Origin of the sequence: Bradyrhizobium sp. LLZ17 (genome assembly GCF_041200145.1) — a bacterium.
Classification (GTDB): Bacteria; Pseudomonadota; Alphaproteobacteria; order Rhizobiales; family Xanthobacteraceae; genus Bradyrhizobium.
This window is the reverse complement of sequence record NZ_CP165734.1, coordinates 1674438-1700108: the sequence shown is the minus strand read 5'-3', so window position 1 is coordinate 1700108 and position 25671 is coordinate 1674438. Positions and strand designations below refer to the sequence as shown.

General features: G+C 64.0%; 24 protein-coding genes and 1 pseudogene. 16 read left to right on the top strand and 9 right to left on the bottom strand.

Annotation, left to right across the window (positions count from 1 at the left end; translation table 11 throughout):
- Positions 1-63 precede the first annotated feature (63 nt).
- From AB8Z38_RS08525 to AB8Z38_RS08505, 5 genes and pseudogenes are all read left to right on the top strand, one after another.
- Entirely contained in the window at positions 64-681 is a 618-nt protein-coding gene (locus tag AB8Z38_RS08525) for a hypothetical protein (protein ID WP_369724227.1), read from the top strand.
- Entirely contained in the window at positions 668-1288 is a 621-nt protein-coding gene (locus tag AB8Z38_RS08520; RefSeq protein ID WP_369724225.1) for a GNAT family N-acetyltransferase, read from the top strand. Before AB8Z38_RS08525 ends, AB8Z38_RS08520 begins: the two co-directional genes overlap by 14 nt.
- Before the next feature lie 25 nt (positions 1289-1313).
- Positions 1314-1900: pseudogene (locus AB8Z38_RS08515) on the top strand (isochorismatase family protein).
- An 8-nt stretch (positions 1901-1908) separates the two neighbouring features.
- Positions 1909-2079 (top strand): hypothetical protein, encoded by a 171-nt coding sequence (locus AB8Z38_RS08510; RefSeq protein ID WP_369724223.1) that lies wholly within the window; start codon positions 1909-1911, stop codon positions 2077-2079.
- A 141-nt stretch (positions 2080-2220) separates the two neighbouring features.
- Positions 2221-3603 (top strand): aspartate aminotransferase family protein, encoded by a 1383-nt coding sequence (locus AB8Z38_RS08505; RefSeq protein ID WP_369724221.1) that lies wholly within the window; start codon positions 2221-2223, stop codon positions 3601-3603.
- 137 nt (positions 3604-3740) lie between these two features.
- Here AB8Z38_RS08505 and rnd read toward each other — a convergent pair whose 3' ends face one another.
- A complete protein-coding gene (gene rnd / locus AB8Z38_RS08500; protein ID WP_369724220.1) occupies positions 3741-4892 on the bottom strand; it encodes a ribonuclease D in 1152 nt (383 codons plus the stop codon).
- 373 nt (positions 4893-5265) lie between these two features.
- Entirely contained in the window at positions 5266-6741 is a 1476-nt protein-coding gene (locus AB8Z38_RS08495; protein WP_369724218.1) for a YdiU family protein, read from the bottom strand.
- Between the two features lie 197 nt (positions 6742-6938).
- Here AB8Z38_RS08495 and aspS point away from each other — a divergent pair, with 197 nt between their 5' ends.
- The 3 genes from aspS (at position 6939) to AB8Z38_RS08480 (ending at position 12312) form a co-directional block, all read left to right on the top strand.
- The gene (aspS, locus tag AB8Z38_RS08490) at positions 6939-8714 is read left to right on the top strand and encodes an aspartate--tRNA ligase (RefSeq protein ID WP_369724216.1); all 1776 of its coding nucleotides are present in this window, start codon (positions 6939-6941) and stop codon (positions 8712-8714) included.
- Between the two features lie 513 nt (positions 8715-9227).
- The gene (locus AB8Z38_RS08485; protein WP_369724215.1) at positions 9228-11537 is read left to right on the top strand and encodes an NADP-dependent malic enzyme; all 2310 of its coding nucleotides are present in this window, start codon (positions 9228-9230) and stop codon (positions 11535-11537) included.
- 322 nt (positions 11538-11859) lie between these two features.
- The gene (locus AB8Z38_RS08480; RefSeq protein WP_369724213.1) at positions 11860-12312 is read left to right on the top strand and encodes a DoxX family protein; all 453 of its coding nucleotides are present in this window, start codon (positions 11860-11862) and stop codon (positions 12310-12312) included.
- Positions 12313-12526: 214 nt separating this feature from the next.
- On the opposite strand, the gene AB8Z38_RS08475 is transcribed toward AB8Z38_RS08480, so the two are convergent.
- The 4 genes from AB8Z38_RS08475 to AB8Z38_RS08460 form a co-directional block, all read right to left on the bottom strand.
- Positions 12527-13081 carry a dihydrofolate reductase gene (locus tag AB8Z38_RS08475; protein ID WP_369724211.1) on the bottom strand — a complete coding sequence of 185 codons (555 nt, stop codon included), beginning with the start codon at positions 13079-13081 and terminating at the stop codon, positions 12527-12529.
- A gap of 7 nt (positions 13082-13088) precedes the next feature.
- Positions 13089-14093: a polysaccharide deacetylase family protein gene (locus AB8Z38_RS08470; protein ID WP_369726774.1), complete on the bottom strand. Its 1005-nt coding sequence runs from the start codon at positions 14091-14093 to the stop codon at positions 13089-13091.
- Positions 14094-14273: 180 nt separating this feature from the next.
- Positions 14274-14843 (bottom strand): glutathione peroxidase, encoded by a 570-nt coding sequence (locus tag AB8Z38_RS08465; protein ID WP_369724209.1) that lies wholly within the window; start codon positions 14841-14843, stop codon positions 14274-14276.
- Between the two features lie 92 nt (positions 14844-14935).
- A complete protein-coding gene (locus AB8Z38_RS08460) occupies positions 14936-16612 on the bottom strand; it encodes a L,D-transpeptidase family protein (protein WP_369724208.1) in 1677 nt (558 codons plus the stop codon).
- Positions 16613-16820: 208 nt separating this feature from the next.
- Here AB8Z38_RS08460 and AB8Z38_RS08455 point away from each other — a divergent pair, with 208 nt between their 5' ends.
- A complete protein-coding gene (locus tag AB8Z38_RS08455; protein ID WP_369724206.1) occupies positions 16821-17369 on the top strand; it encodes a CreA family protein in 549 nt (182 codons plus the stop codon).
- An 11-nt stretch (positions 17370-17380) separates the two neighbouring features.
- Here AB8Z38_RS08455 and AB8Z38_RS08450 read toward each other — a convergent pair whose 3' ends face one another.
- Positions 17381-17590 (bottom strand): hypothetical protein, encoded by a 210-nt coding sequence (locus AB8Z38_RS08450; RefSeq protein ID WP_369724204.1) that lies wholly within the window; start codon positions 17588-17590, stop codon positions 17381-17383.
- A 418-nt stretch (positions 17591-18008) separates the two neighbouring features.
- On the opposite strand from AB8Z38_RS08450, the gene AB8Z38_RS08445 reads away from it, so the two are divergent.
- Together AB8Z38_RS08445 and AB8Z38_RS08440 are read left to right on the top strand one after the other, a co-directional pair.
- A complete protein-coding gene (locus tag AB8Z38_RS08445; protein ID WP_369724203.1) occupies positions 18009-18173 on the top strand; it encodes a hypothetical protein in 165 nt (54 codons plus the stop codon).
- A gap of 35 nt (positions 18174-18208) precedes the next feature.
- A complete protein-coding gene (locus AB8Z38_RS08440; protein ID WP_369724201.1) occupies positions 18209-18571 on the top strand; it encodes a hypothetical protein in 363 nt (120 codons plus the stop codon).
- Between the two features lie 12 nt (positions 18572-18583).
- On the opposite strand, the gene AB8Z38_RS08435 is transcribed toward AB8Z38_RS08440, so the two are convergent.
- Both AB8Z38_RS08435 and AB8Z38_RS08430 read right to left on the bottom strand, forming a co-directional pair.
- Positions 18584-18829 carry a DUF6719 family protein gene (locus tag AB8Z38_RS08435; protein ID WP_369724200.1) on the bottom strand — a complete coding sequence of 82 codons (246 nt, stop codon included), beginning with the start codon at positions 18827-18829 and terminating at the stop codon, positions 18584-18586.
- 67 nt (positions 18830-18896) lie between these two features.
- A complete protein-coding gene (locus AB8Z38_RS08430) occupies positions 18897-20369 on the bottom strand; it encodes a PLP-dependent aminotransferase family protein (RefSeq protein ID WP_369724198.1) in 1473 nt (490 codons plus the stop codon).
- A gap of 75 nt (positions 20370-20444) precedes the next feature.
- Here AB8Z38_RS08430 and AB8Z38_RS08425 point away from each other — a divergent pair, with 75 nt between their 5' ends.
- The 5 genes from AB8Z38_RS08425 to kynU all read left to right on the top strand — a co-directional run bounded on the left by AB8Z38_RS08425 (position 20445) and on the right by kynU (position 25623).
- On the top strand, positions 20445-21170 hold the full coding sequence (locus AB8Z38_RS08425) for a pyridoxamine 5'-phosphate oxidase family protein (RefSeq protein WP_369724196.1): 726 nt from the start codon (positions 20445-20447) through the stop codon (positions 21168-21170).
- Between the two features lie 52 nt (positions 21171-21222).
- Positions 21223-22500 carry an ArgE/DapE family deacylase gene (locus tag AB8Z38_RS08420; RefSeq protein WP_369724194.1) on the top strand — a complete coding sequence of 426 codons (1278 nt, stop codon included), beginning with the start codon at positions 21223-21225 and terminating at the stop codon, positions 22498-22500.
- A 221-nt stretch (positions 22501-22721) separates the two neighbouring features.
- Positions 22722-23531: an alpha/beta hydrolase gene (locus AB8Z38_RS08415; protein ID WP_369724192.1), complete on the top strand. Its 810-nt coding sequence runs from the start codon at positions 22722-22724 to the stop codon at positions 23529-23531.
- Positions 23532-23558: 27 nt separating this feature from the next.
- Positions 23559-24398, top strand: coding sequence for a tryptophan 2,3-dioxygenase (kynA, locus tag AB8Z38_RS08410; RefSeq protein ID WP_369724191.1), 840 nt, complete (start codon positions 23559-23561; stop codon positions 24396-24398).
- Positions 24399-24420: 22 nt separating this feature from the next.
- Positions 24421-25623: a kynureninase gene (gene kynU / locus AB8Z38_RS08405; protein ID WP_369724190.1), complete on the top strand. Its 1203-nt coding sequence runs from the start codon at positions 24421-24423 to the stop codon at positions 25621-25623.
- Positions 25624-25671: the final 48 nt, after the last annotated feature.

Here is a 25671-nt window from a genome sequence, read left to right as displayed (position 1 = left end):
ATCCCCAGTCGCTAAGCTGATCGTCATAGCGGGGCACGAAGCCTCGAACGATAGAGGGGCGATATGGCGATGGAAAGGGGCTCGTTTGCCGCGAGGCACGATTTCGACGCGTTGCCGCTGAGCCCCGAGGTGGACGTCCGTTGTGCGCAATTTTCCGAAATTGCTGCGCTTTCCGATATGGCGCACCGGCTCGTGCCCGGCGTGCGCATCGGGGCGGGAGAACTCGCGACGTACTTCGCGTTCGATCGCCAAAGTCTCCTGACCTTCAGCCGGAGGGGCGATCTGCTCGGCGGCATGGCCTTTCTTTTTCTGAGCGATCGCGGACACGATGCGCTGCTGCTCGACGACATCTGCCTGACCGCGCCCGAGACCTGCCATCTCGCCTCGCCCGACGAGCGGGTTTCCGCCATCTACATCTGGGCGATCGCGGCGACGGGACGGGGGATCGCCGGTCTGGGCAAAGCCGCCGCTCACCTGCGCCAGATCAGATTTCGCAACGCGGACTGCTATGCGCAGCCGGCCAGCGTGGCCGGGCGCGAGATCATGAAGGCGACCGGTTTCGAGCCCGTTCCAAGTTTTCAGTCCGACCTCTGGTGTTACGAGCGGCCCTGGAATCGGCAGCCGATGCGCATGCCGGGCGGGATCATTCAAGCAAGGAGTTTTACAGATGCACGGCACTAGGATCCCTCTCGCCAAACCCGACTCCCGCGCCATCACGATCAAGCTCGCGCGCGATCCCAGCGACCTCATGCTGGTCACCGCCATTCGCTCCGCGGTCTATCTTGCCGAGCAGGACTGTCCGTTCGACGAGGAGTTCGACGGCAACGACATGGTGGCCGCGCATTTCATCGGCTTCGTCGGCAATGAGCCCGCCGGCTGCCTGCGGGTGCGCTTCTTCGGCGATTTCGCCAAGGTCGAGCGGCTGGCGGTGCGCCATCAATATCGGCGCTCGCGCATCTCGTTCAAGCTGGTGCAGGCGAGCGTCGATTATGTGAAGCGCAAGGGGTTCCGCAAGATCTACGGTCAGGCCCAGGACCGGTTGGTCGATTTCTGGGCCCATTTCGGCGCCAAGCCGCTCGGCCACAACCGCAAGATCACCTTCTCGGATTTCTCCTACACGGAAATGCTTCTGGAGATCGAACCGGGGCCCGATGCCATCACGCTGGACAGCGATCCCTACGTGATCATCCGTCCCGAGGGCGATTGGGACCGGCCGGGCGTGCTCGAAGCATCAGCGGGCCGGGCAGTGACATCGCCGCTGCGGGGCTTCGCGCCCGCGGACCGCTGAAACGGGTGCAGCTACGCGGAAGACAATGCCGGTCTCCATGCATGACGATCTGCCGATCCTGGTCTGTGCAGATCTCCAGGTCGAATACCTGACCCAAGGGCGTCGCCATGTCATCCTCGACGGCGACGTCACCGCCGCGCGCTGCCAGCAGTTGCTGACGCTGTGGCGCGACAAGCTCTGGCCGGTGATGCATCTCAAGCGCATCGCTCAGGCCGCCTGGTTCAATCCGTCATCCAGGCTGACCGATTGGATCGCCGAGGCGAAGCCGCGGCCGGGAGAGTTGACGTTCGAGCATCCGTTGCCTTCGGCCTACAGCTCGCCGCGGTTCGTGGACTACATGTCCAGTATCCACAATCTGCGCTGCGTTCTGACCGGATTTTCCCTGGACGAAACCATTCTGGCCACCGCCGTCGAAGGGTTTCACCGCAGCCATCGATACGAGGTGGTTGGCGACGCTGTCGCGTGCCGGCAGCCGGGAACGGGGAGGCCGCCGCCTACAAGCAATCCATGATGAATGTCATCGGGCATTTTGCTACGATCCAATCCAGCGCCGATCTGATCAGAATCAGCGGCGCCGTCGCGGTCGATGGGACGCGATCGGCGGATGGATAGGTGGGACATTGTCGCGGGGAGACGAACTCAACGAACTGGCAAGCGAGCTATCGCGTGCCGCTGAGAGGGCGCGCCGCATCGGCCTGCCCGCCACCGTGTATTTGCTTGCGATGGCCCTGGTCGAGGTGAGGGAGGCCGCTGAGGCTGCCCGCGCCGAGGATGACGACGGCGCGGCCTGAGGCCGCCCCCGCGTATGCGGCTTTGTGCAACGCTGCTGGGCGTTTGTCGCCGACGAATTGACGTTGCAAGTTCTATCCTGTCGCAATAGCCAAGGGAGGAAGCCGGCTGCGCTGGCGACGTGAAGACGTGAGGATTCCGCGATGTCCATGCTGCCCAATTCGCAAGAAGCCCGGGATGTGGCCTACCAGCTCCATCCGTACACCAACGCGCGCACCCATCAGCAGGCCGGTCCCCTGGTGATCGAGCGCGGCGAGGGGCCTTACGTCTTTGATGCGTCGGGCAAGCGCTATTTCGAGGCAATGGCGGGCCTGTGGAGCGTCGGGCTCGGCTTCAACGAGAAGCGGCTGGTCGAGGCCGCACACCGGCAGATGCAGGCCCTGCCATTCTATCATACGTTCTCCGCCAAATCGCACGGGCCCTCGATTGATCTCGCCGAGAAGCTGGTCGCGCTCGCGCCGGTGCCGATGAGCAAGGTGTTCTTCACCAACTCCGGGTCGGAGGCCAACGACACCGTTCTGAAGCTGATCGCATACCGCTCCAACGCGCTGGGCCAGCCGCAGCGCAAGAAGGTGATCAGCCGGATGCGCGCCTATCACGGCGTCACCATCGCATCCGCAAGTCTTACCGGCCTGCCCAACAACCACCGCTCGTTCGACCTGCCGCTGCCGAACATCCTGCATACGGGCTCGCCGCATTTCTACAAGGACGGTGGGCCAGGCGAGAGCGGGGAAGCGTTCGCGACGCGACGCGCCGAGGAGCTCGACGCGCTGATCCAGAAGGAAGGACCGGACACGATCGCGGCCTTCTTCGGCGAGCCGGTGATGGGGGCGGGCGGCGTCATCGTGCCGCCGGCCACCTATTGGGACAAGATCCAGAAGGTCTTGAACAAGTACGACATCCTGCTGATCGCCGACGAAGTGATCTGCGGCTTCGGCCGCACGGGCAAGATGTTCGGCTGCGAGACCTATGGCATCAAGCCGGATGCGATCGTCGTCTCCAAGCAGATCACCTCGAGCTATTTCCCGCTGTCGGCGATCATCCTGAACGACCGCATGTTCGAGCCGATCGCGGACGAGAGCAACAAGATCGGCGTGCTCGGCCACGGCTTTACTGCGGGCGGCCATCCCGTCGGCTCGGCGATCGCGCTGGAAAATCTCAAGATCATCGAGGAGCGCGGCCTCGTCGCGCACGCCGCCGAGCTCGGTGGTTATATGCAGGGAAAGCTGCGGGAGCTCTCCAGCCATCCGTTGGTGGGTGAAGTCCGCGGCGTCGGCATGATCGCAGCGCTCGAGCTCGTGCTCGACAAGGGGCGCAAGACGGCAGCGGCAACGCCGGGTGCGGTCGGCGGCATGGCCAGCCGGATGCTCCAGGAGCGCGGCGTGATCTCGCGCAACATGCTCGACGCTATCGCCATCTGCCCGCCGCTGATCGTCACCAAGACGCAGATCGACGAGCTGGTCGCGGCGATCTCGGGTGTGCTGGATGACATGAAGCCGGAAGTCGCGAAGCTGACGCCGGCGTAAGGCTCTCCTCGTCATTGCGAGGAGCCCTTGCGACGAAGCAATCGAGACTGTCTCTGCGGAAAGACTCTGGATTGCTTCGCTGCGCTCGCAATGACGATGTGGTTGGCATTGCGCCAGCCACAAAAAGCGCTCGCGGCCTATTCCGGCCGCTTCACCCCGACCACGCGACCTTTCTCGATCGCCAGCGCCAGCTCGCCGCGCTTGAGTTTCAGCGCGGCCTCGCCGAACAGCTCACGGCGCCAGCCGCGCAAGGCGGGCACGTCGGCTTCGTCGTCGGCCGCGATCTCCTCGAGATCGTCGACGGTTGCGATCACCTTGCTCGCGACCGCATGGCGCTCCGCGGTCATGCGCAACAGGACCTTCAGAAGCTCGACGGTGGCCGCGCCGTTGGAATTGTTGCGCGGCTTCTCCAGCTTCGGCAGCGTGGCGTGATCCCGCGCCAGCCCGCGCTCGACCGCGGCGACGATATCCGCGCCCCATTTGGATTTCTCAAAACCCTTCGGTACCGAGCGCAGATGCGCGAGTTTTTCGATGGTGTTCGGGGCGTGGGTCGCGATATCGCTGACGGCCTCGTCGCGCAGCACGCGGCCGCGCGGCACGTCACGGCTCTGCGCCTCCTGCTCGCGCCAGGCCGCGACTTCCATCAGGACGGCGAGGTCCTTGGGCTTGCGCACGCGTGTCTTCAAGCGCTCCCACGCGCGCTCGGGATGGAAGTCGTAGGTCTTGGGCGAGGTCAAAACCTCCATCTCGATGGAGACCCATTCGCTGCGATGGCGCTTCTTCAGGTCGGCATCGAGCGCGGCGAAGACGTCGCGCAGATGCGTCACGTCGGACACCGCGTAGTGCATCTGCTCCTTGGTCAGCGGCCGGCGCGACCAGTCGGTGAAGCGGTGGGTTTTATCGGGGCGGTGGCCGGTGACCTTTTCGACCAGCTGGTCATAGGCGATGCTGTCGCCATAGCCGAGCACCATGGCCGCGACCTGGGTGTCGAACACCGGATGCGGGATGATGTTGGCCTGGTGCCAGATGATCTCGATGTCCTGCCGGGCGGCGTGGAATACCTTCAGCACGCGCTCATTCGCCATCAGCTCGAAGAACGGCTTGAGGTCGATCCCCTCGGCCAGGGTGTCGATGACCATCGCTTCCTCGGCGCTTGCCATCTGCACCACGCACAGCAGCGGGTAGTAGGTGGTTTCGCGCAGAAACTCGGTATCGACGGTAATGACGGGGTGCTTGGCCAACCGGCTGCAGGCAGCCGCGAGGTCAGCGGTGGTGGTAATCAAATCCATGAACGGCCCATGACATTTATATCAGCCGTTCTGCCGAAAGCGCTGTGATGTCAAGGGGCTCGTAGCGAATTCGAGCCTTGCATTTGGACCGGAATCGGGTCCGTCAGCGAAATCCTACTCGTAGCGGACCCGCCGCGACGGTTTTCGCGCGCAAGGCAGCGCCACCACGACCACGCACATGGCGACCAGCGCCAGTCCCAGGAACTCGAAAACCAGCAGATCCACGACAAAATCCCCCGAAAGTCCGATAGACTTGTCGGGGTCGCGTTGAGGGTCTGTTAATTCTCATGGTTACCTAGCGGCGGGCCGGGCCGGATGGTGGACGGGGAGTTAACAGGCCGCTCCGGGTCGTTCTGCAAATCCCGAAACAGCCTCACGTCCCGCAGAACGTCTGCAACACCCGCTGATCCGGCAACGGCGGATCGGCGTAGGCGGCGTACTCGCGCTGTTCCTCGTACGGTTTGGCCAACGCCTTCACCAGCTCCTCGAATGGCGCATAATCGTCGTTGTTCACAGCCGCCTGTATGACCGCTTCGACGCGGTGGTTGCGCGGGATGAACATCGGATTGACGGCGTGCATCGCGGCTTTCCGCTCGGCCGCGGTCTGCGGCTCCAACGCTGTGCGCTCGCGCCAGCGCTTGGCCCATTCGTCGAAGGCTGCAGGGTCCATGAACTGGGCGCGCGCATCGTCGTTTGCCGGAACGCCTGCGGCATCGCCAAGCTTGCGGAAGGTGAGGGTGAAGTCCGCCTGGTTTTTCGCCATCGCATCGAGCAGGTCCTGGATCAGCGCCTCGTCGCCGTCGCGCTCGGTGAAGAGGCCGACTTTCCTGCGCAAGCCTGCCTGATAGGCCTTGCTGAACGTGTCGGGGAATGCGCCCAGAATCTCCTGCGCCTGCTCGATCGCCTTCTCCTGCTCTTCTCCGAACAGCGGCAGCAGGCATTCGGCCAATCGCGTCAGATTCCACAGCGCGATGCGGGGCTGGTTGGCATAGGCGTAGCGGCCGGTTTCGTCGATCGAGGAGAACACCTGCGCGGGATTGTAGGCGTCCATGAAGGCGCAGGGGCCGTAATCGATGGTCTCGCCGGAGATCGAGCTGTTGTCGGTGTTCATCACGCCATGGATGAAGCCGACCAGCAGCCAGCGCGCGACGAGATCGGCCTGGCGCGCGACGACGCCGGCGAGCAGCGCGTGATAGGGCCGGTCGACACCGAGTAGCTCCGGATAGTGACGGGCGATGACGTGTTCGGTGAGCCGGCGGATCGCGTCGGTGTCACGGCGCGCGGCGAAAAACTGGAACGTGCCGACGCGGATGTGGCTCGACGCCACACGCGTCAGCACCGCACCAGGCAGCGCGGTCTCGCGGATGACGTGCTCGCCGGTGATGACGGCTGCGAGCGAGCGCGTGGTCGGAATGCCCAGCGCGTACATCGCTTCGCTGACGATGTATTCCCGCAGGACGGGTCCGAGCGCGGCGCGGCCGTCGCCGCGGCGGGAGAACGGGGTGGGCCCGCTTCCCTTGAGCTGGATGTCGCGGCGGACGCCGTCCCGGTCAATGACCTCGCCGAGCAGGATCGCCCGGCCATCGCCTAGCTGGGGAACAAACTGCCCGAACTGGTGGCCGGCATAGGCCATGGCGATGGGGTCGGCGCCCTCCGGGATGCGTTTCCCGGCCAGGATTTCCGCACCTTCCGGGGTCTCCAGAAGGTCCGGATCCAATCCAAGCTGGACCGCCAACGGGCGGTTCAGCTTGATCAGTCGGGGCGCCGCCACCGGGGTCGGCGCGACCCGGGCGAAAAAGTTCGCCGGAAGCGCCGCGTAGGAGTTCTGGAACGGGAAATGGATTGTCATGGGCTCAAGATAGGCTTGGAACGCTCATCGGCAAAGGTGTCGGTCGGGAAGAACCGAAAATGGGGACTTCGGGCCCAAAAACAGGCCGTCCCCTTGGTTGCCGCCCCCGGCCTCGTCGGGTAAACCCTGCCGCAAGTTCGGACCGGTCGTTTCAGGCCGTCCGATTCGACCCCTCCGACATTGATTTTGGGACGACCATGCATCGCTACCGGTCACATACATGCGGCGCGCTCCGCGAGAGCAACATCGGCGAGACGGTTCGCCTCTCGGGCTGGGTCCATCGCGTTCGCGACCATGGCGGCGTGCTGTTCATCGACCTGCGCGACCATTACGGCCTGACCCAGTGTGTGGTCGATCCGGACTCGCCGGCATTTGCGCAGGCCGAGAAGCTGCGCTCGGAATACGTGGTGCGGATGGACGGCAAGGCACGGCGCCGCCCCGAGGGCACCGACAATGACGATCTGCCGACCGGCAAGGTGGAAGTGTACGTCAGCGAGATCGAGGTGCTCGGCCCTGCCGGCGACCTGCCGCTGCCGGTATTCGGCGATCAGGAATATCCCGAGGACATCCGCCTGAAGTACCGCTTCCTCGACCTGCGCCGCGAGAAGCTGCACCAGAACATCATGACGCGCGTCGAAATCATCAAGTCGATGCGCCGGCGGATGGAGGGGCAGGGCTTCTTCGAGTTCAACACCCCGATCCTGACCGCGTCCTCGCCGGAAGGCGCGCGCGACTTCCTGGTGCCATCGCGCATCCATCCGGGAAAATTCTACGCGCTGCCGCAGGCGCCGCAGCAGTACAAGCAGCTCTTGATGATGTCGGGCTTCGACCGCTACTTCCAGATCGCGCCCTGTTTCCGCGACGAGGACCCGCGCGCCGACCGCCTGCCGGGCGAGTTCTATCAGCTCGACGTCGAGATGAGCTTTGTCACGCAAGAGGACGTCTTCGCGGCGATGGAGCCGGTCATCACCGGCGTGTTCGAGGAGTTTGCCAAGGGCAAGCCGGTGACGAAGGGCTGGCGCCGCATTCCGTTCGCCGAAGCGCTGCGCAAATACGGCAGCGACAAGCCGGACCTGCGCAACCCGATCGAGATGCAGGACGTCTCCGAGCATTTCCGCGGCTCCGGCTTCAAGGTGTTCGCGCGCATGCTCGAAGACCCCAAGAACCAGGTCTGGGCGATCCCGGCGCCGGGCGGCGGCAGCCGCGCCTTCTGCGACCGCATGAACTCCTGGGCGCAAGGCGAAGGCCAGCCGGGCCTCGGCTACATCATGTGGCGCGAGGGCGGCGAGGGCGCCGGTCCGCTCGCCAACAACATAGGGCCTGAGCGCACCGCCGCGATCCGCGCGCAGATCGGCGTGAAGGAAGGCGATGCCGCCTTCTTCGTCGCCGGCGATCCCGACAAGTTCTGGAAATTCTCGGGGCTCGCCCGCAACAAGGTCGGCGAGGAATTGAACCTCACCGACAAGGAGCGCTTCGAGCTCGCCTGGATCGTCGACTTCCCGATGTACGAGTACAACGAGGAGGACAAGAAGGTCGACTTCTCGCACAACCCGTTCTCGATGCCGCAGGGCGGCCTCGATGCATTGAAGGGCCAGGACCCGCTGACCATCAAGGCGTTCCAGTACGACATCACCTGCAACGGCTACGAGATCGCCTCCGGCGGCATCCGCAACCACGTGCCGGAAGCGATGGTGAAGGCGTTCGAGATCGCGGGCTATGGCGAGCAGGAAGTGGTCGAGCGCTTCGGCGGCATGTACCGCGCCTTCCAGTACGGCGCGCCGCCGCATGGCGGCATGGCCGCGGGCGTCGACCGCATCGTGATGCTTCTCTGCGGCACCAACAATCTGCGCGAGATCTCGCTGTTCCCGATGAACCAGCAGGCCATGGACTTGCTGATGGGCGCGCCGTCGGAAGCCACGACAAAGCAGCTCCGCGAGCTGCACGTGCGGGTGAACCTGCCGCAGAAGGGCTGAGGCTGCTGCCGCGCTCTTCGCCTCTCCCCGCTGCGGGGAGAGGCCGCATCGCATCGAAGATGCGAGGCGGGTGAGGGGGACTCTCCGCGGTCAATCCGGCTGATATTGCGCCAGCTCCTCCACATCGTCATTGCGAGCGAAGCGAAGCAATCCAGAATCTTTGCGCGGAGGGACTCTGGATTGCTTCGCTTCGCTCGCAATGACGGAGCATGACGATGGTCCGTGAGCCCCTCTGGCATTCGCCTGGCGGGTACTCTTACAGCCCGGTCGATGCCTCGTTGCCTGTTGTGCACCGTGCAACCTGCCATATTCGCAGAGCCGTGTGCGGTCCAGCGATAGCTATGGATTTCAAACGTTTGACCGCGCGGTCTGTTGATGGGGACGCAATCGGATGTTGCCACCGGGGCGCCGGGCGTGCTTCATCCCGTTTCCATGACCCGGAATACCGCGAGCCCCGCGACAGGCCGGTCAGGAAACGTAGTTTGAGGCCGGTAACGCGAGGCGAGACACCGCATGTCGTCCTATTCTGATGATCTCCACCAAGCGGCGCTGGCCTATCATCGGCTGCCGCGTCCCGGAAAGCTCGAGATCCAGGCAAGCAAGCCGCTGGCCAACCAGCGCGACCTCGCGCTGGCCTATTCGCCGGGCGTTGCCGCCGCCTGTATGGAGATCGCCAAGAACCCGGCGGAAGCGGCGACCCTGACGATCCGCTCCAATCTGGTCGCCGTGGTCTCGAACGGCACCGCGGTGCTCGGCCTCGGCAATATCGGTCCGCTGGCCTCGAAGCCCGTGATGGAGGGCAAGGCGGTCCTGTTCAAGAAATTCGCAGGCATCGACGTGTTCGACATCGAGATCGCCGCCGATACCATCGAGCGCGTGGTTGAGACGGTGGCCGCACTTGAGCCGACCTTCGGCGGCATCAATCTCGAAGACATCCGCGGACCGGAATGCTTCGAGATCGAGACGCAGCTGAAGGAACGCATGAAGATCCCGGTCTTTCATGACGACCAGCACGGCACCGCCATCATCGTCGCCGCCGCCATCACCAACGGACTGCGGCTGAACGGCAAGAAGCTGTCGGAGGTCAAGATCGTGGCGTCGGGCGCAGGGGCCGCGGCGCTCGCGACGCTCAATCTCCTGGTCTCGATGGGCGCGCAGCGCAAGAACATCTGGGTCTGCGACATCGACGGCCTCGTGCACGAGGGCCGCAACACCACGATGGACCGTTGGAAGGCGGTCTATGCGCAGAAGACCGACAAGCGCACGCTCGCCGACGTCATCGGCGGCGCCGATATCTTCATCGGGCTTTCGGCACCGGGCGTGCTCAAGCCGGAGATGGCCAAGGCGATGGGCGACAAGCCCCTGATCATGGCGCTCGCGAACCCGACGCCGGAGATCATGCCGGAGGAGGCGCGGAAAGCCCGCCCCGACGCGATGATCTGCACCGGACGCTCCGACTATCCGAATCAGGTCAACAACGTCCTCTGCTTTCCCTTCATCTTCCGCGGCGCGCTCGACGTCGGCGCCACCGCGATCAACGAGGAGATGAAGCACGCCGCGGTCGAAGCCATCGCGCAGCTCGCGCGCGAGGCACCGTCGGATGCGGTGGCGCAAGGTTTCGACACCGGAGAGACCCAGGGCTTTGGCCCGGGCTCGCTGATCCCCAGCCCGTTCGATCCGCGGCTGATCCTGCGCATCTCCCCCGCCGTCGCCAAGGCAGCGATGGAATCGGGCGTTGCGACCCGCCCCATCACCAACTTCGACGAATACACCGCGCTGTTGGAGCGCTTCGCCTTCCGCTCCGGCCTTGTGATGAAGCCGATGTTCGCGAAGGCCAAGACCCAGCCGGTGCGCGTGATCTATGCCGAAGGCGAGGACGAGCGCGTGTTGCGCGCCACGCAAGTCGTGCTCGAGGAGAATCTGGCGCGTCCCATCCTGGTCGGCCGCCCGTCGGTGGTGGAGGCGCGCATCAAGCGCTTCGGTTTGTTGATCAGGGCCGGCAAGGATTTTGACCTCGTCAATCCCGAGGACGATCCGCGCTATCGCTCCTATGTGCAATCCTATGTCGAGGTCGCCGGCCGCCGCGGTGTCACGCCGGATGCGGCACGCACGGTGGTGCGCACCAACAACACGGTGATCGCGGCGCTCGCGGTCGTGCGCGGGGAGGCGGACGCCATGCTCTGCGGCGTCGAGGGCCGTTACATGAGCCATCTACGTCATGTCCGCGAGATCGTCGGCTTCTCGGCTGGCGTCAGCGACTATGCGGCGTTGGCGCTGCTGATCACCAGCAAGGGCGCCTTCTTCATTGCGGATACGCAAGTTCGCCCCAATCCAAGCGCGGAAGAACTTGCCGAGATCGCTTCGCTTGCGGCAATCCACGTCCAGCGCTTCAACATCAAGCCGAAGGTCGCCTTTGTTTCGCATTCGGATTTCGGCAGCTACGACACCGATTCCTCGCGCAAGATGCGGCGGGCGACCCAGCTCCTGAAGGAGAAGCATCCGGAGATCGAGGCTGACGGCGAGATGCAGGGCGACACCGCGCTCTCCGCCGCGGCGCGGAAAATGGTGCTGCCGCACTCCAAGCTGGAGGGCGAGGCCAACATCATGATCATGCCGACGCTGGACACCGCCAACGTGGCCTACCAGATGATCAAGTCGCTGGCGGACGCACTTCCCGTCGGCCCGATCCTGATCGGCCCGGCGCGCCCCGCGCACATCCTCACCCCGTCCGTGACCGCCCGCGGCATCCTCAACATGACCGCAGTCGCCGTGGTGGAAGCCCAGGAGCGTGCGGCGCGGCAGCAGCCGACGTTGTTTACCTGAGAATTGGCTGTGGCCACGCTGGAAGTGCATTCCCTTCTCCCCTTGTGAGAGAAGGTGGCGCGAAGCGCCGGATGAGGGGTTCTCTCCGCAGAATCGAGATCGTGAGAGGGTTCTCCGTGCCGATAGAAACCCCTCACCCGTCTCGCCGCGAGGCGGCGAGCCACCCTCTCCGACAAGGGGAGAGGGGAAGTTGTGCTCTACCAACTTTGAATTGCCTGCACTTCGCCATTTCCCTGTTTGTAAACCGGCGCACGACTCATCATAATCGGTCGATAGTTTCGTCAAGACGCCGATTCAAAAAGCCTGAGCCAAGAGGCCGATCATGCCAGCGTTCGTGACTTTCGGGCGGATCCTGTTCGCCGTGCTGTTCATCTATACGGGCGCCACCAAGCTGTTCGCGATCCAGGCGACCGCCGATTTCATCGCCACCAAGGTCGTGGTGCCCGAGCAGATCGCGCCTTACGCCAAACAGATCGAGGCGGTGACCGCCATGACCACGCCGCAGCTGCTGGCGATCTCGGTCGGCGTGCTCGAGATCATCGCAGGGCTGATGATCGCGCTGAATTTCGGCGCGCGGTTCTTCGCGATGCTGATGGTGATCTACATCGCGGTCTCGACCGTCCTGTTCTCCGATTTCTGGAATCAGGCGGCACCTGACAATGCGGCGATGGTGATCGATGCGCTGAAGAATCTCTCGATTATCGGCGCGCTGTTCATGATCATGGGCTACGGCCGCGCCACGCGCCCGGTCGAAGCGGCGTACGGAGACGTGTAGAGCGGGCGTCGTGCGCTATGGCTGGTGAGCCTCGCTCTCGGCCACAGAGCTCGGCCCACCCCATGCGCTGCCATGATGCTATCTTGCGCCTGTTTTGCCCGACGGGTCAAGTCGCATTCGAAAAACCCGAAATCGCTGTGCCGAGAAGGACTTGGCTACTTTGCATGGGGTTGTTTTCGAGTTTTTTGTAGAAACGAGAGCCCCAAGGGCTCTGCTAACCAACCCGACGCCACGGCGTGACGGTCACGTCATGTGCCGCGTCGAGCACGTAGGGCGCACCCGCTTTCATCCCGTGAGAAGTCAGCACCTCCTGAGGTGTCCGCGCCGGCACGTCGACGAAACAGCCTTCGCCGCCGGGCAGGCGGACATGGGGGGCTTCCGACAGCCAGAACGTGTCGTAGCGGTCCATGAACAGATCGAAGACCAGGGGGCCGCCGATGATCGCGACGGTGCCGGCCGACACGTCGGCAAAGGCACAGGCTTCCTCGAAGCTCGCGTCAGCCGGATTCCAAAGTGTCGCGTTCGGCATTTCCGGATCAACGGTAAGGGCGGCGATTTTGCGGGTCAGGATCAGCCGCTTGCGCTTCGGCGAGTTCGGCTGCTGTTCATACGAGTTGCGGCCGTGCACGATCAGCGCGGCACGGTCGAGCGACTGCTCGAAGAAGCGCTTGTCGCCCGCGAACTTCAGGCTCTGGGGCATCACATGATCCGCGTCGGCGAGCATGCCGTCCGCGGAGACGATAACGTAAGCTTCGAAGCGGAAAGACAATTGCCGACTATTCGGTAACAGTGGTCACAACGGAATTGACCGGCCGTGTGCTGACCGTCGGCAGCTTGACGTCCTTGAGCAGCTCCTGGTCGTATTCGGGCAACGTCGAGACGGGCGCTTTGGCGCGCATCGCTACCACCTTGAAGCCACCGGCCTTGAGGCGGTTCAGAAGCTCAGGCAGCGCTTCCGCAGTGTGCTTCTGGAAGTCGTGCATCAGGATGATGCCCTTGCCCAGCTTGTCGAGCTTCTTCATCACGGTGTCGATCACCTTCTCGGGCTTGGAGGCCTTGAAGTCGAACGAGTCGAGGTCGCAGGAGAAGATCGCGATGTTGCGGTTGCCGAGATAGGTGACCATTTCCGGCGGATGCTGGAGCGCCGGGAAGCGGAAGAACGGCGAGGGCGAGATGCCGCCCAGCGCCCATTTCACCGCCGAGAAGCCCTTCTCGATCTCGTCCTTCCTCTGCTGCTCGGTGAGCTTCTTGTTGTTGAGATTGGCATGCGACCAGGTATGCGCGCCGACCGTGTGGCCCGCCGCGTAGACCTGCTTCAGGATCTCTGGCTCGTAAGTCGAGTGCAGACCGATCGGAAAGAAGATGCCGGTGGTGCACTGGTCTGCGAGGGCCTTCAGCACCGCGGGCGTGTTGCGCGGCCAGGGGCCGTCGTCGAAGGTCAGCACCACCTCGTGGTCGCGCAGGAAGTCGAGCTCCTTGAAGTGCTCGAAGCCGAAGCCAGGGCCGCCGGTTGTGTCGATCTCGACGGTGCGGGCGACGCCGAGCGCATTCGGATTGTTGCAGGCGGCGCGCGCCGGCTGCGGAGGCTGTTGCGGCGGAGGCGGATTGGCGATTGCGGCCTGCGGTGCGGGGGCTGCCGCCGGCGCGGCGGCAGCGGGCGCTGCAGCTGGTACTGCTTGCGTCGCCGCCGCGGGTTTCGCGGCTGGCGTCTGCGACCATGCTGCGCCTGTCATCGCCAAAGACATCGCACTCGCTAAAATCAGTCCTGCCGCCACACGCATCGTGTTGTCCTCGAGATTGATCCCGTTGTTCGGCCGCGGCTTTTTCGCCTCCGGCAGAACCACTCCTGCCCCAGATATCCTAGCCTAGATGGTGGTCCATCGCCATTGCAACGCCTGTTTGGCGCTTCGTGACGATTGTGCCCAAGCCTGTACGCTCAAGCCTGCTTTGCAAGCGCCGCATCAGCTGTCGGCCAGCGCCTTGGCAATCGCCGTCTTGATGCGAGTGTCGGCAGGTTCAACGGCAGACGGAAACACCTCGGCGATATAGCCGTCCCGGCCGATCAGGTATTTGTGGAAGTTCCACTTGGGAACATCCCTTGGCCGCGCCTCGGCGGCCCATTTGTAGAACGGGTGCGCCTTCGGCCCCACCACGATGGCCTTGGCGGCGATTGGGAAGGTAACGCCGTATTGGTGGTGTGCGGTCTCCGAGATCTCGCTGGTGCCGCCGGGCTCCTGGCCGCCGAAATCATTCGACGGCACGCCGATGACACTGAGCCCGCGCTGGTGAAACTCGTTCCAGAGCTCTTGCAGTCCGGCATATTGCGGGGTGTAGCCGCAGAGTGAAGCAGTGTTCACGACCAGCAATGGCTTGCCGGTGGAGGCTGCAAGGCGGATGTCATCGCCGGAGAGAGCAGGGAAGGAGAACGCGTATGCCGACACCCGGCTCATTCCGCCATCGGCCAGCGCGCGCGTGGCCGACGTGGCAGCTGCGAGCAGCGCCGTGGTGAGCACTGTCCTACGGTTTGGCATGACGACGTCCCCCCGACATGATCCGGGATGCACCTTACTCCGCCACTGCGATCGGCCTGCTCAACACCGCGTTATCTGACGCGGCGAAGTGCTCAGTACAGGCGGACGATGAAGTCCGTGCCTTCGCCGGTCTCGCCCTGGTTGATGCCCTGGTCGGAGACGATGACCGAACCGCCGGTGGTCAGCATCTCGCTGATCTTCGCCATTGTGTCGGCAGGGATCGAGAGGCGGTCCAGCGCCTCTGCCGGGCTGTCCGGGGTGACGACGGGCTTGGCTGCGATGGGGATCACGGTGGCGCCGCGCTGGCGGCGCGTCACGAGACCATCATTCTCGCGCGCGGCGGAGCGGACCGCAACGGGCAGCGACACCACCGACCAATGCAGCGCATTGGGGTCGGCCTTGTCGACCTCGGCGGTGAAGATATGGGTGCCCAACGGCCGGTCGCTCGCGGCGATCGTGATGGGCACCTCGAACAGCGGCGAAAAATTCTGCCGCACATAGAGCTTGGAATCCTTGCGGCTGATGAACACCGCAATCTGTCCGGCGCGCTTCGGCAGATCCGGCTTTGCGGCGGGCGCGGGATCGGCGATTCGGGCCTGGTCTTTCGTTGCTTCCGGTGAAGCGGCTTGCGCGGGTGTCGCTGCAGTCACGGCCGCGTCGGGCTTTTTCTCGGTAGGCGCCGCTTCAGCCTTGGCCGCCTCAGCCTTGGCTGGTTCAGATTTCGCTGGTTCGGACTTTGCCGTTTCCGTCTTCGGATCTTCAGCCCTCGGCGTATCGGTCGGCTCCGATTTGGCAGCCTCGAGCTCGGAGGCGGGCTTCTCGTCCGTGGTCGCGGTGGTTTCTGCACCTTCAGAAGGTTTTGTTCCGGTGCTCGTGGCCTCGGCGGAGTTGATGTCAGCCTTCGCTGCTGCGGCTTCCTCGGGGACCGGCGCATTGCCCGTGGTCACATCCGACATCACGGTATGGCCGATCGAGGAGCGCAGCTCGAGCACGCGGTCAGCGCTGGCGGTTTTCGTCTCGACCGGCTTGGCTTCCGCGCCACTGGGGTCGGGAGCGCCCTTGTCCGCCTTGTCGCCAACGCTCGTCGGAGGTTCGAGGCTTGCTGCCGGTTGCGGCGGCACGCGCAGCGAAGCGAGCATCGGATGGGAGAAGCTTTGCGGTGCGATCTGGCCGGGCGTGACGATCACGCGCGCGCCCATCTTGGTCCAGTTCCACATCTTCACGGCGAATGCCATCGGCATGCGGATGCAGCCGTGCGAGGCCGGATAGCCCGGCAGCACGCCGGCATGCATGGCGACGCCGGACCAGGTGATCCGCTGCATGTACGGCATCGGCGCGCCGCTGTAGATGTTGGAATGGTGGAATTTGTGCTTCTGGATGATGCTGAAGACGCCCATCGGGGTGGAGTGGCCCTTCATGCCGCTCGACACCGGAGACTCCGCGAACGCGCCCTTGGAGTCGTAGACGGTCACTTTCTGCCGCTCGATGGAGACGACGATGACCAGCGGCCCCTGCGGCTTCGCGCCGGCTTCCTTTTCGACGACGGCGTCCTTCTTGCCGGCTGCCGTGCCGCGCTTCTGCGGCTTCTGCCGCGGCGCTTCGGGACGCCGCTCCTGCAGGCCGTAGGCCCCATTGGAATAATCCGGCCAATAATAAAATGCTGCGTCTGCCTGGCTGCTCGTGCCGAACGCACCCGCCGCCGTCAAAATGGCGACCTGCCAGAGTCGCGCCGGCTTGGCCGAAAAACCAGACCCGTTCACGCTATTCATCCTCGAATCCATAATCCAAATCAGACGTTAGTCTCACAGAGGGAATACGCGTTCACCAGCACGGCAGTTCTGCCATCAGCTACTTTTGTCCGAACCGTAGCAAAAAAGCCTCACGGACCGGTAAACGGCGGTCGGGATGGGCTGCCGGTCGCCTTCCTGAAGGGCGGTCGGATGCCTACATTGCGGGAACTTGTGACCGGAGAACTGCATGTCATCTCGTTTCCCCGCTCTTTCCAGCATCCGCTTGAAAGGTTTCGCTTTATTCCTTCTGCTGCTGGCCGTGCCAGCGGCGTCGGCATCCGCCGCCGATGAGCCGGATCTGATCTTCCGCCGCTCTACCGTGTTCAAATGGATGAGCCCAAACGACAAGCTCGCGACTTATGGCCTCGACGACCCCGAGGTCGAGGGCGTGGCCTGTCATTTCACCGTGCCGGAAAAGGGCGGCTTCAAGGGCTGGCTGGGCCTCGCTGAGGAGGTCTCGGACATCTCGCTGGCTTGCCGCCAAATCGGGCCCATCAAGTTCAAGGACAAGATGGAGCAGGGCGACGATATGTTCCGTGAACGCCGCTCGCTGTTCTTCAAGAAGATGCAAATCGTGCGCGGCTGCGATGCCAAACGCAACGTGCTGGTTTACATGGTCTATTCAGACAAGCTGATCGAGGGCTCGCCGAAGAACTCGACCTCGACGGTGCCGATCATGCCGTGGGGACCGGCTGATGCGAACGTCCAGAAGTGCGGCGATTTTTTCACTCAGTGACGCGCTTGCGATCACTCACCGGGGACCGCGCGGCTGATTCGCGGTTTCGCCAGATGTGAGCCGGTCAGCCGAACGAACGCCTGCGGCGCAGCCTCGTAGCCGCGGCCGGATTGCAGCGCCATCTCGCCAGGCGAGTCGGCACGGTTGCGAACCGGCTGTTGATCGGCGCGGTCTGTCCATTGGGCCGCGTCGCGCGCCGTTGCGCGATGTCCCACCGTCATGTTGGCCATCCCTCAAATGAATGTGCCCGGTGCTGATCCGGTGCTTCTCGGTTTCGATGACTTGGGTGTCGACGGACACGCCCCCGGTTCGACAGCCCAGCCCTCGTTTGGGTCTCTCTTCAGCAGAGAAACGTAAAATGCATGTGAAGTGCTTGAGGCGCCCACATGATAATGGCATGCGCGCGGTACGCTTTTGGCGCGAAGGGAGCTTGCAAGCTACTTTGATCTGCGCTGCGACCGACCTGAAATCATTGCGGTTTTCCGCCGAATGTTTCGTTGCCTTCGATGCGACGAAACAATTCCGGCAAGGATGAAACCATTTTCGGTTTTTGGCGCATCACGGAAGAAACCGCGCATGGTTATCAGCGTCACAACGACCACGGCGCACTGCCGGCAAACGGAACCTGGAGATAAGTCCATGCGCGCACTCAGCCTGATCCTTGCTTTTGGCTTCGTGCTCGTCGGCTCCTCCTTTGCAGGCACTCCCGACGGTAGTCTGCCGGGCGTCGGCACATTCCAGTATAGCGGCTCGCCGGTGACGACCACGGCGCCGCAACCAATTGTTGTCGCCGCGCGCTTCTGATCCCTCAATAAGAAAATCAGCCGGTAAAGGCCATCATGCTTGTTCGTCTCTGCGCCGCAGCGCTCATGTCCTTTCTGACGATCAGTTCCGTCCAGGCGCAGGTGCGCTCCCCCTCCAGACTACCTGATCCGCGTACCGAATTCGTCAGGCAATGCGCGCCGCGCATGCTCGGGCGCTGGGAGCACCCGGAAGAGGTCTGCGGTTGCCTGCATGATCATGCCGCCGCCGTCGTCGAGGATCGCGACCTGCGCGAAGCGCTGTTGCGCGGCATCAGCGAGACGGGCGTGCCGACAATCGAGACGGATTGGATACCGTCATCCAAGCAGAACGAGATTGGGCCTACCTTCACCAAGATCGCCAAGCCGACCTTGCAGTGCATGTTCGACCCGGCCAAGTAACGCTTCAGCTCGTCATTTCGACTTGGGACCGAACCGCGCCACGCAGGAGGTGGTCCGCGAGACGCCTTGGTTAGTCATCTTCGCGCCGCGCACTTCCTTGACCTGTCCGGCCGGGCAGGTTCCGTCATCCACCTGCACGCGCTGGCCGAGCTTGAGATCGACGATATCCTGTTCGCGTCCGACCGTGCCCGCGCGCGCCGCGGTCGCAAGCGCCAGGGCGATGAGGAGCGGGAGGCTAGTCGCAACGCGCAGCAGCATGGTGTGAGATCCCGGCATCGATGCCGCAATGTAGGAGGCAGCGCGCGATTCTGATAGTGAACCTTCGTCACGCCCGCCGGGTCGATCTGCCTTTGCCGCGCAGGGCAGCGCGCGATTCCCGCGCAAGTCGCGCGGCGCAGGCGACGAGTTGCGGAACCGCATGCCCGGAAAATCCAAGCACGAAGCCCGGCAAGGGCCGCGCTCGCGCGTAGGTATCGGCGAGCAGCCAGCCTTCCGTGCCCGCCGCCTGTTTCGCCTCCGCCGCAATCGCAGGAGCAACTGACGGATCGAATCGCGCGACCAGGTGCAGGCCTTGCGAGGGCACCGGTACCGACAGTGCCCCGTCTGATGCGGCTTCGAGCGTCTCGGCCAGCGCGTCGCGCGCCTCACGATAGAGTTTTCGCACGCGCTTCAGGTTTGCCGCGAATACGCCGGAATTCAGCATATCGGCCACCGCGCCTTCCATCAGCGTTCCGGGAAAGCGGTCGAGTGCCGCGCGAGCCGCGGCGACATCCGCGATGATGCGCTCGGGGAGGGCGCAATAGCCGATGCGCAAGCCCGGAAACAGCGTTTTGGCGAACGTACCCATGTAGATCACGCGCTGGAGCTGGTCGATACCGGCGAGCGACATCAGCGGCGCACCGTCATAACGGAACTCGCTGTCGTAATCGTCCTCGAACACGAAGGCTCCGGCCCGCTTCGCCCAGTCCAGCAGTTCGAGCCGCCGCGGCATCGACATTTGCACACCCAGTGGAAATTGGTGCGACGGCGTCACGTAGGCCGCGCGCGCAGAGGGAGCCATCGTGCGTCCCTTCGCGATGTGCAGCCCGTGCGCGTCGACAGGAACGGAGACTGCGCGGTAGCCGCACTGTGCGATGGTCCTGCGCGCGATTGGATAGCCGGGGTCCTCACACCAGACCTGGTCGTTCGCCTCCAGAATGGTGCCGAGCACGATGCGGAGCGTATGCAGCGTGCCGGAGGTCAGCATGATCTGGTCGGGGTCACAGCGTAGCCCCCGCGCCGACAACAAATGATCGGCGATCGCCGCACGCAGCTCGCGGCTGCCGCGCGGATCGCCGTAGTGGAGATGCTCGGTACCAAAGGCGCGCATGCGCCGGCCGACGAAGGCGCGAAAGCGCTGCACCGCGCGCTGGTCGATATGGGTGCAGCCGAGCGAGAGCGCGCCCTGTTGCGGTGCTTCGATCATCGCCTTCGATCTTTTCGGTGGGGCTGCGCGGGCCGGGATGCGCGCCGCGACGAAGGTGCCGGAGCCGACCGTCGCCTCGGCCAAGCCGTCGGCGATCAGGCGCTCATAGGCCGTGACCACGGCGTTTCGCCGGAAGCCCGTTTGTCTTGCCAGCGTTCGCGACGGCGGCAGCGGCTCGCCGGGCTTGACGAGACCTCCAACGATCATCTCGCACAGGGCCTGGTAGAGCCGGTGCGCCGCGGAGGCCGCGGCGGTGATGTGAGGCCCGGTGAGGTCCAGGGGCAGCTCGGCCTTCGCCGGCGAGAGGCCAAAATTGGTCGGACTTTTTTGCATGGAATTGGCACTATCGCAGACCAAATCCGCCGCTACAACTGGCCTGGCGTTCTACCAATTCCGACAGGAGCGGCCGTGAGCCAAGCTGAGACCTCAAATTCCTATCCGACCTCCGCGCGCAACCAGGTCAAACGCCTTCACGATCGCGGCTTCTACGATCACGATACCGTTCATCGCATCCTGGATTCCGCAATGCTCTGCCACGTCTCCTATGCGATCGACGGACAGCCCTACTGCACACCGACGTTCTTCTGGCGCGAGGGAACAAGGCTGTATTGGCATGGGAGCAGCGCCAGCCGCATGCTGCGCAACCAGACCAAAGGCGAGCGGGTCTGCCTGACCGTCGCCCATCTCGACAGCCTCGTGCTGGCGCGCTGCGGCTTCAACCACTCCGCGGATTACCGCGCGGCGATGGCGTTCGGCACCGCCTATCTCGTCACCGACCCCGAGGAGAAAGCGCGCGCGGTAATCGCGATGGTCGACCGCTTCTTCCCAGGTCGCACCGCGAGCCTGCGCCAGAGCAACAGCCAGGAGATCAAGGCGACCTCCTTTATCGCGATGGAGATCGAGGAGGCCTCGGCAAAAATCCGCGCCAAGGGTGTTGCGGACGACGACGAAGATTACGCCTTGCCGATCTATGCCGAGCGCATTCCCGTGCGCAGTGTGCTCGGCGCGCCCGAACCGTGCCCGCGCCTGCTCGACGGTGTCACGCGACCGGCGACGTTGAATAGCTATTCGGAAGGCCGACTGCTCGAAGATGCATTGCGGGAGGCCTATTTTGTGGAGTACCCGAACGGTTGAAATCGGCTAGTTTGGGCGCTCCTTCGATCAACTGGATGCCCGGAGTAGCCTGATGAACCCCGATACGCAGCAGCGGATTCTCGACGCCGTCGATGCCGGCTTCGAAGCCCAGCTTGCGACCACACGTGATTTCGTCGCGATCCCTTCGACCCGCGGGGCCGAGGGACCGTGCCAGGACATGATCGGCGATCTCCTGCGCGAGCGCGGCTATGAGGTCGACGACTGGCACATCCATGTCGACGATCTCAAGGATTTGCGCGGGTTCGGACCGATCGAGCACGACTTCTCCAAAGCACGTTCGGTGGTCGGGACCTACCGTCCGCGGAGCAATGGCGGCAAGTCGCTGATCCTCCAGGGGCACTGCGACGTGGTTCCGGCCGGGCCGCTGGAATTGTGGGAGACGCCGCCCTTCTCGCCGGTCATCAAGGACAGCAAGATGTTCGGACGCGGCGCCTGTGACATGAAATCCGGCACGATCGGCGCGCTCCAGCGCTCGATGCGATCGAGGCCGCAGGTTTCCAAGCCGACGGCGCGAATTCACTTCCAATCCGTGATCGAGGAGGAGAGCACCGGGGTCGGTGCGCTCTCGACGCTTCAGCGCGGCTACCGGGCAGACGCCTGCTTTATCCCGGAGCCGACCGGCGGCAAGATGGTCCGCTCGCAGGTCGGCGTAATCTGGTTTCGCCTGCGTGTGAAGGGGCATCCGACCCATGTCGCCTTTGCCGGCTCGGGGTCGAATGCGATCATGGCGGCGTATCATCTCGTCCATGCCCTGCAAAAGCTCGAGATCGAGTGGAACGAGCGCGCGAAGGCCGATCGTTATTTCAAGGCGCTGAACCATCCCATCAACTTCAATCCCGGCATCATCAAGGGCGGCGACTGGGCGTCCAGCGTGCCGGCGTGGTGCGATGTCGACTGTCGTATCGCGATCCTGCCGGGCTGGTCGGTGGCCGATCACCAGAAGGAAATTCTGGCTTGCGTCGCCGCCGCCTCACGCAATCACCGCTTCCTCGCCAACAATCCGCCGGAGATCGAATGGTCGGGCTTCCTGTCGGAAGGTTATGAACTGACCGACGCGGCGGCGCCCGAAGCTGCATTTGGCAAGGCTTTCAACAAGGTCTATGGCGGCGCGGTCGAAGACCTGGTGTTCACTGCACTCACCGACACCCGCTTCTACGGCCTCAATTACGGCATCCCCAGCCTCTGCTTTGGCGCGAGCGGCGGCGAGATGCACGGCTTCAACGAATATGTCGAGCTGGAGTCGCTGAAGAAGACGACCAAGGCCATGGCGCTGTTCATCGCGGAGTGGTGCGGGGTGGAGCAGGCGTAGGGGCCTTCTGCCGTCATTCCGAGGAGCCCTCGCGACGAAGCAATCCAGACCGCCGCCCGCGGAGGCAGTCTGGATTGCTTCGCTACGCTCGCAATGACGGGCTGCCCAATCCACCGGCTCACCAAGATACTTTAAGCTTAAAATAAAGACTAGGATGCTGGCTCAGCCGGTGGCAGACTGGCGCCTGATCGCAAGGCCTTGAGTCCGCCGGGGAAGTAACGATGCGCGATTGGGACGATGCTTACGCCAATTCGGCCCATATCCCGGGCTCCGAGAAGCTGCCGGCGCTGTGGGCGGAGCGGGCGGCCGATTACCGCGCCGGGTTGAAGGGCTTTCGTCCCGACATCGCCTACGGCTCCCGTGAACGCCAGCGCCTCGACCTCATCCTGCCCGACGGCGACAGCAAGGGCCTTATCGTCTTCATCCATGGTGGGTACTGGATGCGCTTCGACAAGTCGGACTGGACCGACCTTGCCGAGGGCGCGCGGCATCATGGCTGGACCGTGGCGCTGCCGAGCTACACGCTGACCCCGGCCGCCCGCATCTCCGAAATCACCGCCGAGGTCACCGCCGCAATCGCCAAGGCGGCTTCGGTTGCCGCCGGCCCCATCCGGCTTGCGGGCCATTCCGCCGGCGGTCATCTCGTCACGCGCATGCTGTGCGACGACAGCGGGCTCGACCCTGCCGTCTACAACCGCATTGCCGGCACGCTCTCGATCAGCGGGCTGCACGACTTGCGGCCGCTGCTCAAGACCAGGATGAACGAGACGCTGCGCATGACCGTGGAGGAAGCCACGCTCGAGAGCGCCGCGCTGCATCAGCCGCGTGGCCATTCCCCGGTCACCGCCTGGGTCGGCGGTTGCGAGCGGCCGGAGTTCATCCGGCAGTCCGATCTGATGGCCAATATCTGGACAGGTTTTGACGTGCCGACGCGGCTCGTCGTCGATCCCGGGCTCAACCATTTCACCGTGATCGATGGGTTGAAGGATCCCTCGTCGTCGATCACCGCGCGCCTGATCGGCCTCGACTGACGAGAGGGATGATCGAAAGGGCTTGCCATGACGTCCAGCGGTTACGATCCCAGCAGAGAAGGTGCCGAGACCGAGTTCGCCCGGCGCATGTCCTATGGCGATTATCTCGCGCTGGATGCGATTCTCGGCGCGCAGCATCCGCTGTCCGAAGCTCACGACGAGATGCTGTTCATCATCCAGCATCAGACCACGGAGCTGTGGATGCGGCTCGCGATCCACGAGCTGACGGCTGCGCGCCGCGCGATCTCCCGGGACGAGGTCGCCCCCGCCATGAAGATGCTGGCGCGGGTGTCGCGCATCTTCGAGCAGCTTAACGGCGCATGGGACGTGCTGCGCACGATGACGCCAAGCGAATACACGCGCTTCCGTTCAAAGCTCGGCCAGTCCTCGGGCTTCCAGTCGCTCCAGTACCGCCTGATCGAATATCTGCTCGGCAATCGTAATCACGCGATGCTGAAGCCGCATGCGCATGATGCAGAGGTGATGCAACTGCTCGAAGCCGAGCTTGCGACGCCGAGCCTCTATGACGAGGTGCTGCGGCTTGCGGATCGCAACGGCCTCAAGATGCCGGCCGCGGTGCTGGCACGCGACATCCGCGAGACCCACAGCTTCAACGAGGGCGTGCTCCAGGCCTGGCACCAGGTCTACGAGGCACCCGAGACGCATTGGATGCTGTACGAGGTCGCGGAGAAGCTGGTCGATTTCGAGGATTACTTCCGGCGCTGGCGCTTCAATCACGTGACCACGGTCGAGCGGGTCATCGGCTTCAAGCGCGGCACTGGCGGCACTGGCGGCGTCAGTTATCTCAAGCGCATGCTGGAGATCGAACTGTTCCCCGAACTCTGGCGCGTTCGCACCATTCTCTAGAGATGTCCAATAGAGATGTCCAATGACCAAGCTTCGCGTCTACGAGGACACCAAGGCGCTGTTTCATCTGCCGGACGGCGTGATCTATCTCGACGGCAATTCGCTCGGTGCGCTGCCGCTGGGGGTTGCCGAGCGCGTCAGTCGCGTCATCACCGCGGAGTGGGGCGATGAACTGATCCGCGCCTGGAATAGTGCGGGCTGGTACGTGCAGCCGCGCCAAATCGGCGACCGCATTGCACGGCTGATCGGCGCGGAAGCCGGCTCGGTGATGATCGGCGATACGCTGTCGCTGAAGGTTTATCAGGCGCTCGCTGCTGCGCTCGACATGAAGGCGGAACGCAAGATCATCTTGTCGGACACAGGCAATTTCCCGACCGATCTCTACATGGCCGAAGGCCTGATCGGGACACTCGGACGCGGGCATCAATTGCGCCTGGTGGCGCCAGAAGAGGTCGAGGCCGCGCTGTCGGAGGAGATCGCGGTGCTCTACCTCACCGAGGTCGATTACCGCACCGGCCGCCGCCACGATATGGCGAAGCTGACGGCAAAAGCTCATGCGCTCGGCATCGTCACCGTCTGGGACCTCGCCCATTCGGCCGGCGCGCTGCCGGTCGATCTTGCAGCCTGCGGTGCCGATTTCGCCGCCGGTTGCACCTACAAATATCTCAATGCCGGTCCCGGCGCGCCGGCGTTTCTGTATGTCGCGCCACACCACGCTGGCTCCGCGCGCGCCGCGCTGTCCGGCTGGATGGGGCACGCGAAGCCGTTTGCGTTCGATCTGGCCTATGCCGCGGCCGGCGGTGTCGAGCGCATGCGCGTCGGTACGCCGCCGGTGCTGGCGATGGCGGCGCTGGAGGCCTCGCTCGATATCTGGGATCAAATTGATATCGCGGACGTACGCGCGCGTTCGCTCGCATTGGGTGATCTCCTGATTACCGAGGTCGAGCGCCGCTGCCCGGCCCTGAAGCTGGTGACGCCGCGCGCGCACGCGCAACGCGGCTCGCAAGTCTCCTTCGTCTTCGGCGGTGGTTACGCCGCCATGCAGGCCCTGATCGCCCGTGGCGTGATTGGCGATTTTCGCGCGCCCGACATCATGCGATTTGGCATCACGCCATTGTACATCGGCGAAGGCGAGATTGTACGGGCGGCGGAGATCATCGAAGAGGTGATTGCCGGTGAGATGTGGCGCCGGCCGGAATATCAGGTGGTCAACGCGGTGACGTAGCCTGAGCTGGGCGCGATCGGCCTCGTGCAGCACGGCAAGGCCATTACC

Bases quoted from the DNA above. Each gene is read 5' to 3' on its own strand.
- AB8Z38_RS08525 (WP_369724227.1), top strand. From the start codon at position 64: ATGGCGATGGAAAGGGGCTCGTTTGCCGCGAGGCACGATTTCGACGCG.
- AB8Z38_RS08520 (WP_369724225.1), top strand. From the start codon at position 668: ATGCACGGCACTAGGATCCCTCTCGCCAAACCCGACTCCCGCGCCATC.
- AB8Z38_RS08505 (WP_369724221.1), top strand. From the start codon at position 2,221: ATGTCCATGCTGCCCAATTCGCAAGAAGCCCGGGATGTGGCCTACCAG.
- rnd (WP_369724220.1), bottom strand. From the start codon at position 4,892: ATGGATTTGATTACCACCACCGCTGACCTCGCGGCTGCCTGCAGCCGG.
- AB8Z38_RS08495 (WP_369724218.1), bottom strand. From the start codon at position 6,741: ATGACAATCCATTTCCCGTTCCAGAACTCCTACGCGGCGCTTCCGGCG.
- aspS (WP_369724216.1), top strand. From the start codon at position 6,939: ATGCATCGCTACCGGTCACATACATGCGGCGCGCTCCGCGAGAGCAAC.
- AB8Z38_RS08485 (WP_369724215.1), top strand. From the start codon at position 9,228: ATGTCGTCCTATTCTGATGATCTCCACCAAGCGGCGCTGGCCTATCAT.
- AB8Z38_RS08480 (WP_369724213.1), top strand. From the start codon at position 11,860: ATGCCAGCGTTCGTGACTTTCGGGCGGATCCTGTTCGCCGTGCTGTTC.
- AB8Z38_RS08470 (WP_369726774.1), bottom strand. From the start codon at position 14,093: ATGCGTGTGGCGGCAGGACTGATTTTAGCGAGTGCGATGTCTTTGGCG.
- AB8Z38_RS08465 (WP_369724209.1), bottom strand. From the start codon at position 14,843: ATGCCAAACCGTAGGACAGTGCTCACCACGGCGCTGCTCGCAGCTGCC.
- AB8Z38_RS08460 (WP_369724208.1), bottom strand. From the start codon at position 16,612: ATGAATAGCGTGAACGGGTCTGGTTTTTCGGCCAAGCCGGCGCGACTC.
- AB8Z38_RS08455 (WP_369724206.1), top strand. From the start codon at position 16,821: ATGTCATCTCGTTTCCCCGCTCTTTCCAGCATCCGCTTGAAAGGTTTC.
- AB8Z38_RS08450 (WP_369724204.1), bottom strand. From the start codon at position 17,590: ATGACGGTGGGACATCGCGCAACGGCGCGCGACGCGGCCCAATGGACA.
- AB8Z38_RS08445 (WP_369724203.1), top strand. From the start codon at position 18,009: ATGCGCGCACTCAGCCTGATCCTTGCTTTTGGCTTCGTGCTCGTCGGC.
- AB8Z38_RS08440 (WP_369724201.1), top strand. From the start codon at position 18,209: ATGCTTGTTCGTCTCTGCGCCGCAGCGCTCATGTCCTTTCTGACGATC.
- AB8Z38_RS08435 (WP_369724200.1), bottom strand. From the start codon at position 18,829: ATGCTGCTGCGCGTTGCGACTAGCCTCCCGCTCCTCATCGCCCTGGCG.
- AB8Z38_RS08430 (WP_369724198.1), bottom strand. From the start codon at position 20,369: ATGCAAAAAAGTCCGACCAATTTTGGCCTCTCGCCGGCGAAGGCCGAG.
- AB8Z38_RS08420 (WP_369724194.1), top strand. From the start codon at position 21,223: ATGAACCCCGATACGCAGCAGCGGATTCTCGACGCCGTCGATGCCGGC.
- AB8Z38_RS08415 (WP_369724192.1), top strand. From the start codon at position 22,722: ATGCGCGATTGGGACGATGCTTACGCCAATTCGGCCCATATCCCGGGC.
- kynA (WP_369724191.1), top strand. From the start codon at position 23,559: ATGACGTCCAGCGGTTACGATCCCAGCAGAGAAGGTGCCGAGACCGAG.
- kynU (WP_369724190.1), top strand. From the start codon at position 24,421: ATGACCAAGCTTCGCGTCTACGAGGACACCAAGGCGCTGTTTCATCTG.